Below are 15871 nucleotides of genomic sequence, written 5' to 3'. Positions count from 1 at the left end.
TTGTTTTTTAAGTTAATTAACGCCACAGCCAGATTTGGCAGCCGTTAATTCGTGCGCGTTGCAATTTATGACGCTCTTTCTCGGCGACACGCTTGTGCACGTAGGGACCGAGAATTACCCGGTACCAATCTCCGGTTCTTTTTACTTGGCTATTTAAACCTTGGAACGCAATCTTTGCTTTTAATGATTCAGCATCCTCTTTTTTACGGAAGGAGGCGCACTGCATTTGATAAGGCTCTGTTGCTTTCTTTTTGTCAGGGATATCAACCAGTACCTCTTTATCTTTGAGCATCCCTTCATATTCCCACTGAGGTTGTGGTTTTTCAGGAAGCACCTCTTCTTGCTTTATCTGTGCTTTTTTTACTGTAGGCGTAGGTGCTGGTTTTTCCACTGCGAATATAAAATAGCAGATAAAGCCGATCAATAATGTTGCAATAAAAACAGCTAAAAAAGGAAACTCTTTTTTAGGTTGATTACGTTTGCTAACGGGATTTTTACGCGATTGGGGTTTACTCGCATTGCCATTTTTAGCTGGTTTACGTCTATTCATATTAGCCATTTTTACATGCGTTCCAGAGTATTTATACCCAGCAGTGATAAGCCTTGTTTCAGGGTTTTAGCGGTTAATGCGGCTAATTTCAGACGGCTCTGTTTTTCTGTTTCAGTGGCAGCGGATAAAATGGGGCAAGCTTCGTAAAAACTTGAAAATAGACCCGCTAACTCAAACAGGTAAGCACATAAAAAGTGCGGCATTCCCTGTTTTGCAACACTGTTAATTATCTCGTTAAACTGGATCAGTTTATTCGCTAAATCTATCTCTTTTTCCTCTGTTAGTGATATATCGCCTGTTACGCTGTCCATATCAATCTCAGCTTTATTAAATATACTGGCTACACGTGTGTATGCGTATAATAAGTAGGGAGCGGTGTTACCTTCGAAACTTAACATATTGTCGAAACTGAAGGTGTAATCACTGCTGCGATTTTTAGAAAGATCGGCATATTTGACGGATGCAATGCCCACAACGGAAGCTATCTGGCGAAGTTCTTTTTCATCCATCTCTTTATTTTTTTCTTTTACTAACTCGTAAGCGCGCAGCTCAGCCTCTGTTAGCAGATCGGCAAGTTTTGCAACTGTACCTGAACGCGTTTTGAATGGACGACCATCTTCTCCCATTACGGTGCCAAAGGGCATATGCTCAAGCGTTGTTTCCTCTTTTACGAATCCAGCTAAACGTGCAACCTCAAATACTTGTTGAAAGTGCAGCCCTTGGCGTGCATCTACAAAATAAAGAACGCGATCCGCATTGAGTTTATTCTGGCGGTAGCGCATCGCAGCTAAATCAGACGTTGCATAGAGAAAACCGCCATCTTTTTTCTGGATGATAACCGGAAGCGGTTCACCCTCTTTATTTTTAAAACTGTCTAAAAATACGCATTTGGCACCTTGGCTTTCTTGTAATAGCCCTTTTTTATCTAAGTCAGCAACCACAACGGCTAAATCATTGTTATAGGTGCTTTCACCCCGTACATCTTCACGGGTTAAACTGACGCCTAAGCGATCGTAAGTTTCTTGGCAGTGTGAAAGGCTGATCTCATTAAATTCAGTCCAAAGTTTTAAACACTCTTTATTTCCGCCTTGCAGCTCAACCACTAAATTACGGGCACGTGTGGCAAATTCCTCTGATTCATCAAAACGGCCTTTAGCTGCACGGTAGAATGATTCCAGATTGGAAAGGTTATTTTCAATAGGTTCATTTTTAGCGCGCAACTCTTCCATGTAAGCGAGCAGCATGCCAAATTGTGTGCCCCAGTCTCCAACATGATTCTGACGAATAACATGGTGGCCTTGAAACGCTAGGGTGCGTGCGACGGCATCGCCGATAATTGATGAGCGCAAATGGCCTACATGCATCTCTTTGGCAAGATTGGGTGATGAATAATCGACAACAATTGTTTGCGGGTTTTTAATGCGATCAATATTTAAGTTGGCATCTGAAAATGTGCTATCAATCTGTTTTTCAAGGTGGTTTAAATTTATGAAAAAGTTAATAAAACCTGGGCCAGCTATTTCCATTTTGGTTATTAAGTCAGATGGCGGAATATTTGCGACAATTAATTCAGCTAGAGCACGCGGGTTTTGTTTGGCTGGTTTTGCCAGCATCAAAGCTAAGTTATTTGCAAAGTCACCGTGTGATTTATCTTTAGTGCGATCAATAGCAATTCGAGGTTGTATATCTTCAGGAAGAATCTTTTGTGTTTGTAGAGAAACAATCGCTTGCTCGAGTAGTTGCTGGATATGGGCTTTCATAGATAAATCACCAATTGATACGGACTAATAAATAAGTGCCGATTCTACCGTTTATCGCAGGTTAACACTAGTGATCTAGAGAGGGAAATAAGCGCATCTCAAAAAATGTAAAAGTTTAATATAAATAAAAAGCAAATTACTTACATATATTCAAATTCATTACTTGCCATTATGACCTGATGCAGTCTCTCCTCTTCTTGATTGCTTAAATTTTCAAGTGCAATTTCAGCCTCTATCGTGGGGGTGCTATAAGCTGCCGTCTGCATCAATTCAATCAGCTGCATATCTAAATCCATTGCCAATGCCACTACGTCATCAATCGCTATTTCTGGTTGTAAGCGCATCTGCCGGCACTTCATTGGAAAACTTTGATCAAATACATTGTCTAACCAGGTCTCCAGTATGCTTTTGGGTGCTTGCTGTGCATATTCATGGAGATGAAGATAGGATAGTTGTTCTTTATTTTTCATAAAATCGAGCAACAATTTCACTTTTTCATCAGTTGCTTCCTGGCTAAGACGTAGGTAAAGATCGGCAAGAGCGAGATGGCACTCTTCCACGTAAGCCAAAAAATTTTTAATGGGTTCAAAGCGCATAACAAACTCCCTCGCATAATAATTTAAGAGCGATGCTGTTTTATTTTAGCAATACAGTAACCATATCCAAATTACCTGGAAATCCATATGCAGGTGGTTTGGATATCTGTTAGACATTTTAAGTTTAGTTAATTTTTTCAATTTAATAGTAAAAAATTTGTATAAATAATAATACTGACCACTATCTGTTTTTTGATGTGAAAATTACCTTTAATATCTTAAACCACTTCAAGTCGTGCGTAAGCGGTCATTAACCACTTACTGCCTACTTCTATAAAATGTACTTGTAAGCGGCTGTTTTCTCCGCTGCCTTCTTGGGCTGTGATTGTGCCCTCACCAAATTTAAGGTGTTTGACCTGCTGTCCAAGTCTAAAGCCCAAAGCATCTTGGCTTTCACCTTTAAAGCTCTGCTTTTTAACGGTCGGTTGCTGCATCCTGGTAACTTGTGTTTTAAGACGGATATATTCGATATCCTGCTCAGGAAGCTCATTTATAAAACGCGAAGGGTTGTGATGTTTTTCCTGCCCGTACAAGCGGCGACTTTCTGCATGGCAGATAGTCAGTTTCTGCATAGCACGGGTCATGCCGACGTAACAAAGACGACGCTCTTCAGCCAAACGGGTTTCATCCTCGCCAGACTGCTGCCCCGGGAACATCCCCTCTTCAATACCAACCATAAAGACTTGTGGAAACTCCAGTCCTTTGGCGGCATGCATGGTCATTAGCTGCACGGCATCCTCAAACTCATCGGCCTGATTATCACCTGACTCCAACGCTGCATAAGCGAGAAAGGCGGTGATCTCGTCCATCTCGAGCTCTTCCTCTGGCGCAACAAATGATTTTGTAGCAGAAACTAATTCTTGTAAATTTTCTATGCGGCTACGCGACTTTTCCCCCTTTTCAGCCTCAAACATCGCATGCAAACCGGAATGGCTTACCACATGGTCAACTATTTGAAAGAGGGGCAGCTCGGATGTTTCGCTTTTAAAGCGGTTAATTAATTCAATGAAGCCGGATAATGAACTTTTCGCGCCTGCACTGAGTTGCTTGTGCTCGATTAAAAACAGGCTCGCCTGCCACATGGTATAACCCTGCTCACGGGCGCAAATGCGGATTTTATCAAGCGTGGTATTGCCTATTTTTCGTTTCGGTTTATTAATCACCCGTTCAAACGCGGCGTCATCCTGATGATTATTCATTAATCGTAAATAGGCAACGCTGTCTTTGATCTCTAAACGGTCGAAGAAACGCTGACCGCCGTAAATATGATAAGGGATCTGCTGCGCCATAAGCTGCTCTTCAAATAAACGAGATTGAGCATTGCTGCGGTATAAAATCGCACATTCAGCCAATTTTTTACCGCTACTTTCCCATTTCTGCAGCTGCGCGGTAACATAGCGTACTTCATCGTAATCATTAAATGCGCTGTAAATAGCAATCGCCTCGCCGTCTTCTCCGCTGGTCCATAATTCTTTGCCTAAGCGGCCGCTATTGTTTTTAATTAGCGCGTTAGAGGCGTTCAATATATGTCCTGTGGAGCGGTAATTTTGCTCTAAACGCACTGTGACGGGATTGTTTTTTTCCCTTAAAAAACGCTGAATATTTTCAATATCTGCACCGCGCCAGCCGTAAATTGACTGATCATCATCGCCAACGATAGTCAGATAATTACCGTTATCAGTAAGCAGGCTCAGCCACGCATACTGTAATTTATTGGTATCTTGAAACTCATCGACTAAAACATGGCGGAAACGTTGCTGATAATGGAGTAACAGCGCCGGATAGTCTAATAGCAGTTCATGAGCGCGCAGTAAAATCTCTGCAAAATCGACTAAACCGGCAAGCTGGCATGCTTGCTCGTAAGCCTGATAAATTTGCAGACGCTGTTTTTCCTGTTGGCTGTAACCCGCTTCAATATGTTTTGCGCGTAAGCCTTCATCTTTTTTATCGTTTATATACCACTGCAGCTCTTTTGCCGGATAGTATTTTTCATCCAGATTAAGGCTTTTGATAATACGTTTCACCATCTTCTGTTGGTCATCGCTATCAATAATCTGAAACTGCTCCGGTAAATTTGCTTCCTGATAATGTAAACGCAATAAACGGTGAGCAATACCATGAAATGTCCCGATCCACATACCGCCGATATGCTGCGGGCAGATATCGGAAATGCGTCCGCGCATCTCTTTGGCGGCTTTATTGGTAAAGGTCACCGCTAAAATTCCGTAGGTTGGAATATGTTCAACTTGCATTAGCCATGCGATACGATGGGTTAAAACACGCGTTTTACCGCTACCTGCTCCAGCCAAAACCAGCATATTCTGCTCGGGAGCGGAAACGGCTGCGCGTTGGTGGTCATTTAAACCATCGATTAAGTAAGAAACATCCATCCTAAAGCACCTGTTTATTTATTCAGTAATGGACAACTATACCGAAACAATTTGTAAATGTGAATTCAACGGCTACACAAGTTTGTATAGCTGCTCTAACTGGCTGATTTCAACTGTTGGCAATAACAGTGCACCGGTTAATGATTGTTTATTGGGATTAAACCAAACCGCTTGTGCGCCATTATTTTGCGCGCCATAAACATCACTAACCAGATGATCGCCGACATGTAAAATGTCACTGACTTCAATATTCAGCCGTCTGGCTGCCTCGATAAAAAGATCGCCTTGCGGTTTTGCTTTAAAGCCGTTTCCTGCTTTTAAAATAAATTGGAATTTATTGTCCAGCTGGATTTTAAATTCATCAACATTGCCGTTAGTAATTGCGATCACTGGGTATGATTGTGCTAGTTTTTCAAGGAGTTGAATGCTTTTATAAGGAACAACAAAATCACTGCGCAGGGTAATAAACTCAGCAAATGCATCTTTAGCATATTCGATGGACTTACATGGCGTAATACCATAGATAGTCATAACACGGGTAAGCGCTTTAATGCGCCACAAGGAGACGTCGTGTACTAATTCTGGTAACTCTTTTACGATAAGATCTTTATACAGTAACCATTGTGCTTGCGTTAATTGTGCAAGTTCAGGGTATCTCTGATTAAGATAAGCAATAAATTTAGCTTCCGCTTTTTTGATAATTGGATGGTTATCGTACAAAGTGTCATCGAGATCAAAGCTGATCGCTTTAAAGGGGTTGAGCGGGCGGTAATATTTCATGATAAAAATTCCGAAACTTGGATATAGGGTTATTTTTTTCGTTTGGCGCGCGGGTGGGCTTGATCGTAAACCTGTGACAAATGTTGAAAATCTAAGTGAGTATACACTTGTGTGGTAGCTAAATCAGCATGGCCCAATAAGGTTTGTACTGCGCGTAAATTGCCGCTCGACTCCAACATATGCGTGGCAAAAGAGTGGCGTAATTTATGAGGATTAATATGGCTCGGTAACGCTTGCTTTAATCCCCATTTTTCCATTCTGGATTGAACACTGCGTACCGATATGCGATTTTTTTGTTTTGAAAGGAACAGTGCTTTTTCACCTGAAACAGAAAAATCGGGGCGAATTTTAAGCCACTCTTTAAGCGTTTTCACGGCGCTATCTGTAATAGGTAATAAACGTTGTTTACTGCCTTTACCTGTCACCATTATCTCTTTTTCGGATAATTTAAGATCTGCTAAGTTAATGCCAACTAACTCGCTAAGTCTTAGTCCAGAAGAGTACATTAGCTCCATCATGCATTGATCTCGAATACTAAGCGGATCTTTTTCATTTATATTGAGCAGTTGAAACATATCATCAACAGAGATGTTTTTTGGCAGTGGCTTATCTAGTTTCGGGGCAGCTACCCCTTTGGCTGGATTATTAGTTAACAGTTCAAATTGTACCAGATGACTTAAAAAGGAGCGTAATGCCGACAGTTTTGTGGCGATAGAGCGTGCTTTAATCCCTTTTTGATGAAGCTGCTTAACCATTAAACGGACATTATGACTGTCTAAATCTGACCAGTTATTTATCTGCTTCTGTTCTAACATTTCAACAAATTCAGCTAAATTACGTTGGTAATTTTTAATGGTGACCGGGCTTAAACCGCGTTGACTGGCTATATGATTTAAATAACGCTCGATAAGAGGTTGTAAAGAACTCATAGTTGCACTCAATTTTTTACAGTAAAATTAAAAGTGTAATTAATCGCTGTGCAAACAGGAAAAATCACACTTTAAAAACAGTGGAGAAAGCTTAAATTTGAATCTGCCCGTCAAAAACAAACTCTGCGGGTCCCGTCATTTTGACGCTCTGCCCTAGTTGCCAGAACAAGCGCAGCTCTCCGCCAGGCAGTGCGATGGTGCAATGGGTATCAAGTTTACCCTGAAGTTGACCAACAACGGCTGCCGCGCAAGCGCCTGTACCGCAGGCAAGCGTTTCACCCACGCCGCGCTCCCAAACACGTAAACGCGCATAGTCGCGGCTTTTAATCTCTAAAAAACCCACATTTACTTTATTGGGAAAGCGTTCATGGTTTTCCAGCAGCGGGCCTAAGGTCTCGACGGGGGCTGTATCTATATCGTCAACTAACACAACACAATGTGGGTTGCCTATAGAGACAGCGCCGCACATAACCGTATGATCCTCGACCCGTAAAATATAGGTTTTTTCCTCTTTTTTAGCCGTAAAAGGAATTTTAGCGGGATCCAGAAGGGGTTTACCCATATCCACGGTTATATTGCCATCGGGTTCAATTTTAAGTTGAATTTTACCTTTTGCAGTGCTGACATTGATGATCCGTTTTTGCGTTAGTCCTTTCATTTTAACAAAGCGAGCAAAGCAGCGTGCGCCATTACCGCACTGCTCAACTTCACTGCCATCGGCATTAAAAATCCGATAATGAAAATCCAGCTCGGGATCATATGGAGGTTCCACCATTAATAACTGGTCAAAACCAATGCCAAAGTTACGATCGGCTAAACGGCGAATAGCATTTTTAGAAAGGAAAATGTTTTGCGTGACATTATCAATGACCATAAAATCATTACCTAAACCATGCATTTTTGAAAATTGAATATTCATTATTTCTCGTTTTCAGATTGTTCGCAGAGCAAGTGCGATATCACAAATAGGTGTTAATACCCGTTGTAATAAACCTATCTAAGGTAAAACGTGCTCACCACGCCATAGGTCGCGATGCTCTTCTCGTTCACGTACCACAAAGGCTTTTTCACCATCAACCATTATTTCTACCGGACGGCAACGGGAATTATAGTTTGAACTCATTGTTGCACCATAAGCCCCTGCACTACGTACCATCAGGTAATCACCTTCCGCTAATGCAAGTTGACGCTCTTTACCTAGAAAATCACCCGTTTCACAGATAGGACCGACAATGTCATAGGTGCGCAGAGGGCGTTCCGGTGAATCAACAAAGGTATTATTAAGCGGGATAATGTTTTGCCACGCGCTATAAAGTGCCGGGCGAATCAGGTCATTCATTGCCGCATCTACAATGGCAAAGTTTTTATGATCGTTGAGTTTCAGGAATTCAATTTTGGTTACTAATACACCCGCATTGGCCATAATGGCGCGACCGGGTTCAAAAATAAGTTTTAGTTTGCGTGAACCCATTTTTTTGATAATGGCATTCATATATTCAGTGGGCTCGGGTGGTGTTTCTTTATTGTAAGGCACACCTAAACCACCACCTAGATCAAGATGGGAAATGCTAATACCCTGAGTTTCCAGTAGGTCTATCAATATCAGTAACTTATCCAGCGCTTCCAGAAAAGGTGCAATTTCAGTTAATTGTGAACCAATATGACAATCAACCCCTTTCACTTCAATAAACTCAAGTTCATTGGCAAGGTGGTAAACGGTCGGCGCTTGACCTATTTCGATACCGAATTTATTCTCTTTTAGCCCGGTCGAAATATAAGGGTGGCTGCCGGCATCAATATTGGGGTTAATACGAATAGAGACCGGCGCTTTTATTTTTAAGCTTTGCGCGACAGAGTTAATTCTGTATAGCTCAGAAATAGATTCAATATTAAAACAGTGAATGCCAGCTTGCAGCGCCGTCGCAATTTCAACTTCTGTTTTACCGACACCGGAGAATACTACTTTTTTAGGATCGCCACCTGCTTGGATAACACGCAGTAATTCACCAACGGAAACGATGTCAAAGCCAGAGCCTAAACGTGCCATGAGATTCAGTACGCCCAAGTTTGAATTGGCTTTTACGGCATAGCAAATAAGGTGCGGATGATCCCCTGCTGCTTGGTCAAAAGCATTCCAATGACGCTCAATGGTTGCGCGAGAGTATATATAAGCAGGTGTACCTGCTTTCTCAATGACTTGTTCAACAGGCAGTCCTTCAACAAAAAGACGACCGTCATTTTTATAATTAAAATGATCCAATTTTAAATCCTTTTTCTTTGCTTAAATATAGTGAGTAATCTAGCGTCGAATAGGCTCAATAGCGAGCGGGACGGTTAAACGCTGTGCTTCTTATCACTGCTTCTTTCTGTTTTTTCAGAACAGCTATCTCAGCCTTATTTTGTACTATTGTCTAAGTTGTCTTGCTCTGTTTTTTCTTCTACTACAGGCGTTGATTCTTGACTTATCTCTTTTTTATCGACCGTGACTGATGTTGCTGTTGGTTTTACTGGCGCGCGGTAAAGCGGTCCTTTCATACCACAACCGGCTAACAAACCCGAAAAAAACAACATAGTGGTCAATAACCTGATCTGTTTCATGCTCTACCTTAATAAATTGCTTTTAGCAGACGATATTCAGTAAGTTGAAAACGCTGAACTTTACATTTTTAAATGATTTGCGTATATAATCGCACTTCATTGTTCAAAAGCAAAGGGCAAGTAATATGAATGATAGTGAATTTCAACAATTAGCTGACACGCTTTATCAAAAGATTGAAGATAATATCGAAGAGTCGGGCGCTGATATAGATTATGATCAAAACGGCAGTTTGTTAACACTGGAGTTTGAAAACCGTAGTAAGTTAATCATTAACCGCCAACAACCCTTACATCAAATTTGGTTGGCAACCACCGCAAGTGGTCATCATTATGATTATAAAGCGGGAAAATGGTTTGATGATCGCAGTGGAGATGAGTTTTTAGATTTTCTGTCTGCTGCTATTTTTAAGCAGTCTAAAGAAAAGGTAGTTTTTAGTTAACCACCTTGTTGAAGGCGCTTTAGTTTACGGGCATCGCGTAATGTCTAACTATTAAATAATAGACAGTAAACAGCCCAATTAAGGCTGATAGCACCCAGTTGTGATAGGTAGCGTAACCTTGAATGAAGATATCAAAGAGTATAAATAATGATAAGGTTAAAAAAGTGCTATTTATTAACTCGCTAAGCGTTATTTTGTTGTAATTCATGGAATGATCTCCTGTTGCTTATTTACCAAACTTCAGCAAGAACAGTTATAAATGTAGATCATTTAGGCAATAGAAAAAAGGAAATACCTCTCTTAATTGATTGGTTTTTTGATTTTTAAAATAATCATTTGTTTTAAAAGGTGTTTTTATTTAATAAATAAGCGCTAGAATAGTTATACTTAAATTTAATGGGGTTTTTTATGTTTAAACTGTTTTTTATCTATCCTGTGGTTGCATTAATACTGTTTTGGCTGGCCAGCGACGTTAAAATTGGCGCCTCTGTCTATTCCTTTAACGATAATTATATTTCGATTGAATTTCCGAAAAAACAGTTACGTTCAGAAGATAACCCAGCACCTTGGTATAGCTTTTATTGGAATGCAGAATCTGCTCGTGATGAATTACAGAGCATCAATGATGCTGTGGTTAAAGAAAAATGAAAACAGTGGTCTTTCCCGGATCTTTTGATCCGGTAACAAACGGTCATCTTGAGCTGTTAAGCAGAGCAAGCCGATTGGCTGAACGAGTGGTGGTGGCTGTTGCCGTTAATACCAGTAAAAAGCCGCTATTTAGTTTAGAAGAGCGCTGTGCTTTGTTGGAAGAGGCCACTGCTGATATAGCGGGAATCGAAGTGATTCCTTTTTCCGGTTTGCTTGCGGATTTTGCTATCAAGCAGCAGGCACAAGCCTTAATCAGAGGGATACGAGGAGCCACAGATGCGGATTATGAATTGCAGCTTGCCCAGGTCAATCGCACTTTAAACCCTCTTTTAGAAACCATTCTTTTACCTGCAAGTGGCAACACTGGATTTATCTCTTCAACGGTTGTTAAAGAGGTATTTAAGCATCATGGCGATATTGATTCGTTTGCTCCGCCCTGTGTGAAAAAAGCGTTGTTCACAAAACAAGTCAATAATTGTTAACTCCCTACCCCAGATATAAGATCCCTTTCTATACTTACTAAATTAAGTGGTAGCAAAGGGGACTTTATGTCTGGCTCTCAAAATAAAATATGTAGTTATGTCAATCATCTTGGTGAACGTTGCCATGCACCTACCCATCTATCCGAGTTTTGTTATTGGCACGACCACGCAACGGATAAATCTCCCCTTGATACCGCCGAAAAATTAGAAGCATATGCGCACAGTGGCGGCATGATGCATGGCATTGATTTAAAAAATGCAAATTTAGAAAATTTAAATCTGGTTAATCACGCTTGTAGTAAAGGTTTTGATCTAACGGGGGCTGATTTATATCGTGCAAATTTAAAAGGTGCACATCTCTTTAATGTGGTTTTAATTCGCGCGAGTTTAATGAAAGCCAATCTTTCCTATGCCAATATCCACTGTGCGCATCTTGAAGAGTGTAATTTACTGGGTGTTAAGTTCCATCACACTAAAATAGAACACATTAAAACCGGCAAAATGATAATCCAAGAAGAGAAAGGGATCGACCTGGAGAGGCAAGGAGAATATAAACAAGCGCAGGAGCAATATGAACAGGCAGAAGAGGTTTACCGTAACTTGCGCAAAGCCAGTGAACAACAAGGCTTGTTTATTTTATCTGGTCCCTATTTACGTAAAGAGTTGACCATGCGCCGTTTTCAGCATCCCTATTTTTCAACAAAGCGTTTTTATTCTAAAATTGTGGATCTTTTTTGCGGCTATGGCGAAGACCCTTTTCGGGTGATCTCTTTTTCTTGGCTGCTTATTTTTATTAGCAGTATTTTTTATTATATTTTTGGTTTGCGTTTTACTGGGGAATTTCAAGTGTTCTCTTTACAATCTAGTGTAGAGGAAAATGTTATTTTCTTTTTTGAATGTCTTTATTACAGTGTTGTGACCTTTACTACCTTGGGATATGGTGATTTCATTCCTGTTGGTTATTCAAGGATAGTGGCGGCATTGGAGGCGTTTACGGGGAGTTTTACGATCGCGCTGTTTGTGGTGGTGTTTGTGAAGAAGATGACGCGTTGATAAGCCTATATCGTAAGGGAAAGAAAAAGAGCCACTCAGGTGAGCGACCCTTTTTTTATATCACTATATCGTTTATCTATGGCGTTGGTTAGTAATCATAGTTATCGTGTGTATTGCTCAGTTCATAGAAGGTCGCTTGTGCGTAGTCATCGCTATCGCTGTCGCATGAATCCTCTTCATCATCGCAATCTTGCAGGTAGATACCCGCTTTGAAGTACATGGAGTTGTCGGCATCATTGTAACGGCTGTCTGACATATCGACAGGTTGAGTTGCCAATTGTGTGCCATCTTGGCTGATAGTCACCTGCATTGAATCACCATTGACGGTGATATTATAAGAGAATGCTTCATTTAGTGCTATACCATCAGACGGATTAGAGGTGCTGCTCAGAGCGCCGTCTGAATCAACCATACTACCCAGCAGGTTATACCAAGTCTCATTACCACCATCTGATTTAGACGTTTCATGAGCGAAGTAGATGGCGCCATTGTCATTGCCTGGAAGTTTGTGATAGTAAAGACGGATTGGCTCGTTGCTTTTAGCGTGAATTTGACCGATAACAATACGACCGACCTGCTCATTATTGTTACTTGTGGTCGTCACGTGGTTTATCGCAAGGGTTGCTGTCATAACGCCATCGATACCGCCAAATTCATCCTGATCACTGCTGGATATGCTGGAAAAGGCCCAGTTATTAAGACGACCGTTGCCATCTTCATCCTCATCAACATCGTAGCTTGTATCGATACTGGTATCACCACGACGTAGCATCTCGCGTAGCTCGGTACGAGTATACTTAGTGGTGCCGGATGTTTTAACCCCATCAATAGGAGTAACAAACACCATGCCGCCATCGGTACCTGTATAAAAAAACTCATCTTCATAGCTGGCAGACAACTCGTTTTCTTTAATTGAAGTTGCGTAGCCATCTCCCTCATCAACCGGAATGCTTAGGTACCAATCCTGAAGATCGAAGTTGCCTGACGGTGTAACTGAGGCATCCAAGTCATAATCAGTGCTAGTGGTGCTGGTATTGGTTAATTCCCACTGTTGGTTAACGTTGTCGCTATCGGATGTCCAAAGATACATCAGCTGTCCGTCGTCCCCCTCATTGTTACCATCGATGGAGAAACCTGAAGCATTACGTTTCTCAAAACGGTAAATTTCCGTGCCGCTATAGACTTTAACCTTGTTCCAATGCTGGTTGTAATCCGTTGAATCACATACCTCAAGCGTCACCGCTTGACGCTTCGCGCCTCCGTCACCACCATCCCAACACAGACTCGTGCCGTATTTTTTATAGGAATAGTAGCCATCACCATGACTGATCTGTACCCATTGTTGGTTCTCGTTATCGGAGTCGGAGCTCCAAACGTAAAGCTGCTGGCCTTCAATTGCCCCCTTGTTACCATCGATGGAAAAACTTGTCCCGTTCTTTTCCATTAAAAAGGTTGCTGCATTCGCGATAGGTGCATGAAGGGTGCAAATAGCAACCCCGATAGAGATTGAAAGTTTGGTTTTTGTTAAGTTTAAAGCCATTGTTTCTTCCTTTAATAATTAACTTATTAATATATACATATGCTTTATAAGTGGTTAATTAACTAGTGAATAGTCCACCTAAAGCGCAATTTAAATATAACTTTTCATAAAATGTATTCGCTTAATAGCCCACTTTCAATGTCTGCCAAATTGGTCGATGTTAATTGAGCAATGGCATTACACTTACTCTATATAGGTTATTAACGAACGGCATGAGGGTAACACGTTTTAATCAAAAAAAAATCACAAAATAGTTTTCGCGTGTGTTTGTAGTTCATATGTATAGGGGGGGGGGCAGCGCTATCATGTTCAAAATATAAACACCTAAGCGAATGAGATAACTATCACAAAAAACAGTAAATTAACTGTAACGCATTGTAATTTAATTTATTTGTAGTGAGGGTATAACTATTAATGCATTAATTAAAGACGCTATTGATCTTTTTTATCGGTAATGACTTTTCATATATTACAAATAACAAGATAGAAATCTTGTTATTTAGGTAGAGTGTTCGTGTATATTTAAAGTGAACTACCTTACGGGCAGCTAACCTTAACGCTGGCACTTCGCGCAGTACACACTGTTTCTTGCCGCTAACTTGATAGCTTTTAAAGGGGTTTCACAGTGTGGGCAGTTTTGTCCCGCTTTACCGTAAACCTGCAATGTCTGCTGAAAATAGCCGGGTTTTCCATCGCTACCGACGAAATCTTTAAGTGTGGTGCCACCTTGTTGTATCGCTTGCTGTAAAATGCGTTTAATTATATCAACCAATAAAAGATAGCGTTTTTGCGAGATATTACCCGCGCTTCGCGTTGGCTTTATTCCAGCCATAAACAGCGCTTCTGTCGCGTAAATATTGCCAACCCCAGTTACCACCTTCTGATCCATTATAAATTGCTTCACGGGCAGCTTACGCTTGTGTGCGCTGCGATATAAATAATCACCCGTGAAATCATCGCCAAGCGGCTCTGGGCCTAATAGATTGAGTAAAGAGGAGTCCTCCGGCGTTAAGCCCAGCCATAAAATAGCCCCAAAGCGGCGCGGATCGGTATAGCGCAATAAACAATCAGGGAAAATAATATCCATATGGTCGTGTTTTTTAGGCTCGGTTTTTAAGGGGCAAATGCGTAAACTGCCAGACATACCAAGATGTATCAAGAGAGTGCCCGTTGCAAAGTTGAATAGCAGGTATTTGGCACGCCGATCGATTGATATTAATTGCTCATTTTTTATATAGGTGAGTAAGTATTCAGGTATTTTCCAGCGCAATTGTGTGTGGCGGAGGATCACATCAACGACGGGTTGGTTTATTAGATGCGGGCTGATGCCTCGGCGACTGGTTTCAACTTCGGGTAATTCAGGCATAGGTACGCTCTTTCAGACTAATATTATTAGTATCAGTGTACTTTTTTCTGCACGAAAATCTATATTAACACTGGTGGCATAGCGGCTGCGCTATAACTGCTTAACGGCCTAATAGCAGGGGCAGTTGTTGCGCGCTTAAAAATAGCGAGATTGCCGAGTCTATCTGCAGTAGGTAATCATCTTCTTGCTGAAACAGTTGCACAATAATAGGCTGCTCTTGATTGACTGTATAAATCTGTATGACGTAGGGGGCCGTATTTTTTTTTGTTGCTTGAGGCTCTAATTTTAGTTGCTGCCAATTTTGCACCAGTAATGCCAGTTGCTGCTTAGATAAGCCCAAGTCAGGCTCACTTTTCCAAGCGCGACCAACACGTTTTATTTTAAAATCAGGTGTTTTGATCTCAACAATAATTAACTCACTGCTGATAACGGTACGTTGCTGGGATTTTGGTGAAAGGGTTAATTTAGGGCTGAAATTAAAAATAAAAATAATGATTAAAACCGCAAAGATAATTACGTTATTCCAACCTTTCCTAGATAGACGCATCTCACTTTCCTTTAGGCATAAAAAAACCCAGTATAAACTGGGTTTTTATCGGGCGAAATCAAAATTACTTGATTTTGCCTTCTTTGTACATAACATGCTTACGTACAACGGGATCAAACTTTTTGATCTCAAACTTTTCAGGCATAGTCTTTTTATTTTTATCAGTAGTATAAAAATGGCCGGTACCAGCAC

17 protein-coding genes are annotated in these 15871 nt (G+C 41.0%); 4 read left to right on the top strand and 13 right to left on the bottom strand.

Going from position 1 to position 15871, the window contains the following annotated elements; genetic code table 11:
- Window positions 1-16 precede the first annotated feature (16 nt).
- The 9 genes from ACJAT7_RS13320 to lptM all read right to left on the bottom strand — a co-directional run bounded on the left by ACJAT7_RS13320 (window position 17) and on the right by lptM (window position 9603).
- Window positions 17-550 (bottom strand): SPOR domain-containing protein, encoded by a 534-nt coding sequence (locus tag ACJAT7_RS13320; protein WP_415227290.1) that lies wholly within the window; start codon window positions 548-550, stop codon window positions 17-19.
- Window positions 551-561: 11 nt separating this feature from the next.
- A complete protein-coding gene (gene argS / locus ACJAT7_RS13315) occupies window positions 562-2310 on the bottom strand; it encodes an arginine--tRNA ligase (protein ID WP_415227289.1) in 1749 nt (582 codons plus the stop codon).
- Between the two features lie 140 nt (window positions 2311-2450).
- Complete coding sequence (locus ACJAT7_RS13310; protein WP_415227288.1) at window positions 2451-2906, bottom strand: hypothetical protein; 456 nt, start codon at window positions 2904-2906, stop codon at window positions 2451-2453.
- 218 nt (window positions 2907-3124) lie between these two features.
- Complete coding sequence (gene uvrD / locus ACJAT7_RS13305; protein WP_415227287.1) at window positions 3125-5296, bottom strand: DNA helicase II; 2172 nt, start codon at window positions 5294-5296, stop codon at window positions 3125-3127.
- Between the two features lie 72 nt (window positions 5297-5368).
- Complete coding sequence (locus tag ACJAT7_RS13300; RefSeq protein WP_415227286.1) at window positions 5369-6076, bottom strand: HAD-IA family hydrolase; 708 nt, start codon at window positions 6074-6076, stop codon at window positions 5369-5371.
- 29 nt (window positions 6077-6105) lie between these two features.
- A complete protein-coding gene (gene xerC / locus ACJAT7_RS13295) occupies window positions 6106-7005 on the bottom strand; it encodes a tyrosine recombinase XerC (RefSeq protein WP_415227285.1) in 900 nt (299 codons plus the stop codon).
- Between the two features lie 91 nt (window positions 7006-7096).
- Window positions 7097-7924: a diaminopimelate epimerase gene (dapF, locus tag ACJAT7_RS13290; RefSeq protein WP_415227284.1), complete on the bottom strand. Its 828-nt coding sequence runs from the start codon at window positions 7922-7924 to the stop codon at window positions 7097-7099.
- Window positions 7925-8002: 78 nt separating this feature from the next.
- A complete protein-coding gene (gene lysA, locus ACJAT7_RS13285; protein WP_415227283.1) occupies window positions 8003-9265 on the bottom strand; it encodes a diaminopimelate decarboxylase in 1263 nt (420 codons plus the stop codon).
- 134 nt (window positions 9266-9399) lie between these two features.
- Window positions 9400-9603 (bottom strand): LPS translocon maturation chaperone LptM, encoded by a 204-nt coding sequence (lptM, locus tag ACJAT7_RS13280; protein ID WP_415227282.1) that lies wholly within the window; start codon window positions 9601-9603, stop codon window positions 9400-9402.
- A 125-nt stretch (window positions 9604-9728) separates the two neighbouring features.
- On the opposite strand from lptM, the gene cyaY reads away from it, so the two are divergent.
- The 4 genes from cyaY to ACJAT7_RS13260 all read left to right on the top strand — a co-directional run bounded on the left by cyaY (window position 9729) and on the right by ACJAT7_RS13260 (window position 12226).
- Window positions 9729-10043 (top strand): iron donor protein CyaY, encoded by a 315-nt coding sequence (cyaY, locus tag ACJAT7_RS13275; protein ID WP_415227281.1) that lies wholly within the window; start codon window positions 9729-9731, stop codon window positions 10041-10043.
- A 408-nt stretch (window positions 10044-10451) separates the two neighbouring features.
- Entirely contained in the window at window positions 10452-10691 is a 240-nt protein-coding gene (locus ACJAT7_RS13270) for a hypothetical protein (protein WP_415227280.1), read from the top strand.
- The gene (gene coaD / locus ACJAT7_RS13265; protein WP_415227279.1) at window positions 10688-11173 is read left to right on the top strand and encodes a pantetheine-phosphate adenylyltransferase; all 486 of its coding nucleotides are present in this window, start codon (window positions 10688-10690) and stop codon (window positions 11171-11173) included. Before ACJAT7_RS13270 ends, coaD begins: the two co-directional genes overlap by 4 nt.
- A gap of 66 nt (window positions 11174-11239) precedes the next feature.
- Entirely contained in the window at window positions 11240-12226 is a 987-nt protein-coding gene (locus ACJAT7_RS13260; RefSeq protein WP_415227278.1) for a pentapeptide repeat-containing protein, read from the top strand.
- 88 nt (window positions 12227-12314) lie between these two features.
- Here ACJAT7_RS13260 and ACJAT7_RS13255 read toward each other — a convergent pair whose 3' ends face one another.
- From ACJAT7_RS13255 to rpmG, 4 genes are all read right to left on the bottom strand, one after another.
- Entirely contained in the window at window positions 12315-13766 is a 1452-nt protein-coding gene (locus ACJAT7_RS13255; RefSeq protein ID WP_415227277.1) for a polysaccharide lyase family 7 protein, read from the bottom strand.
- 553 nt (window positions 13767-14319) lie between these two features.
- Window positions 14320-15132: a bifunctional DNA-formamidopyrimidine glycosylase/DNA-(apurinic or apyrimidinic site) lyase gene (gene mutM / locus ACJAT7_RS13250; protein ID WP_415227276.1), complete on the bottom strand. Its 813-nt coding sequence runs from the start codon at window positions 15130-15132 to the stop codon at window positions 14320-14322.
- Window positions 15133-15232: 100 nt separating this feature from the next.
- Window positions 15233-15679 carry a hypothetical protein gene (locus tag ACJAT7_RS13245; protein WP_415227275.1) on the bottom strand — a complete coding sequence of 149 codons (447 nt, stop codon included), beginning with the start codon at window positions 15677-15679 and terminating at the stop codon, window positions 15233-15235.
- Between the two features lie 64 nt (window positions 15680-15743).
- On the bottom strand, window positions 15744-15871 hold a 128-nt coding region (gene rpmG / locus ACJAT7_RS13240), incomplete at its 5' end, for a 50S ribosomal protein L33 (protein WP_415227291.1).

The sequence above is a fragment of the Psychromonas sp. genome, assembly GCF_047632995.1.
Lineage (GTDB): Bacteria > Pseudomonadota > Gammaproteobacteria > Enterobacterales > Psychromonadaceae > Psychromonas.
This window is presented reverse-complemented; position numbering and strand designations above follow the sequence as displayed.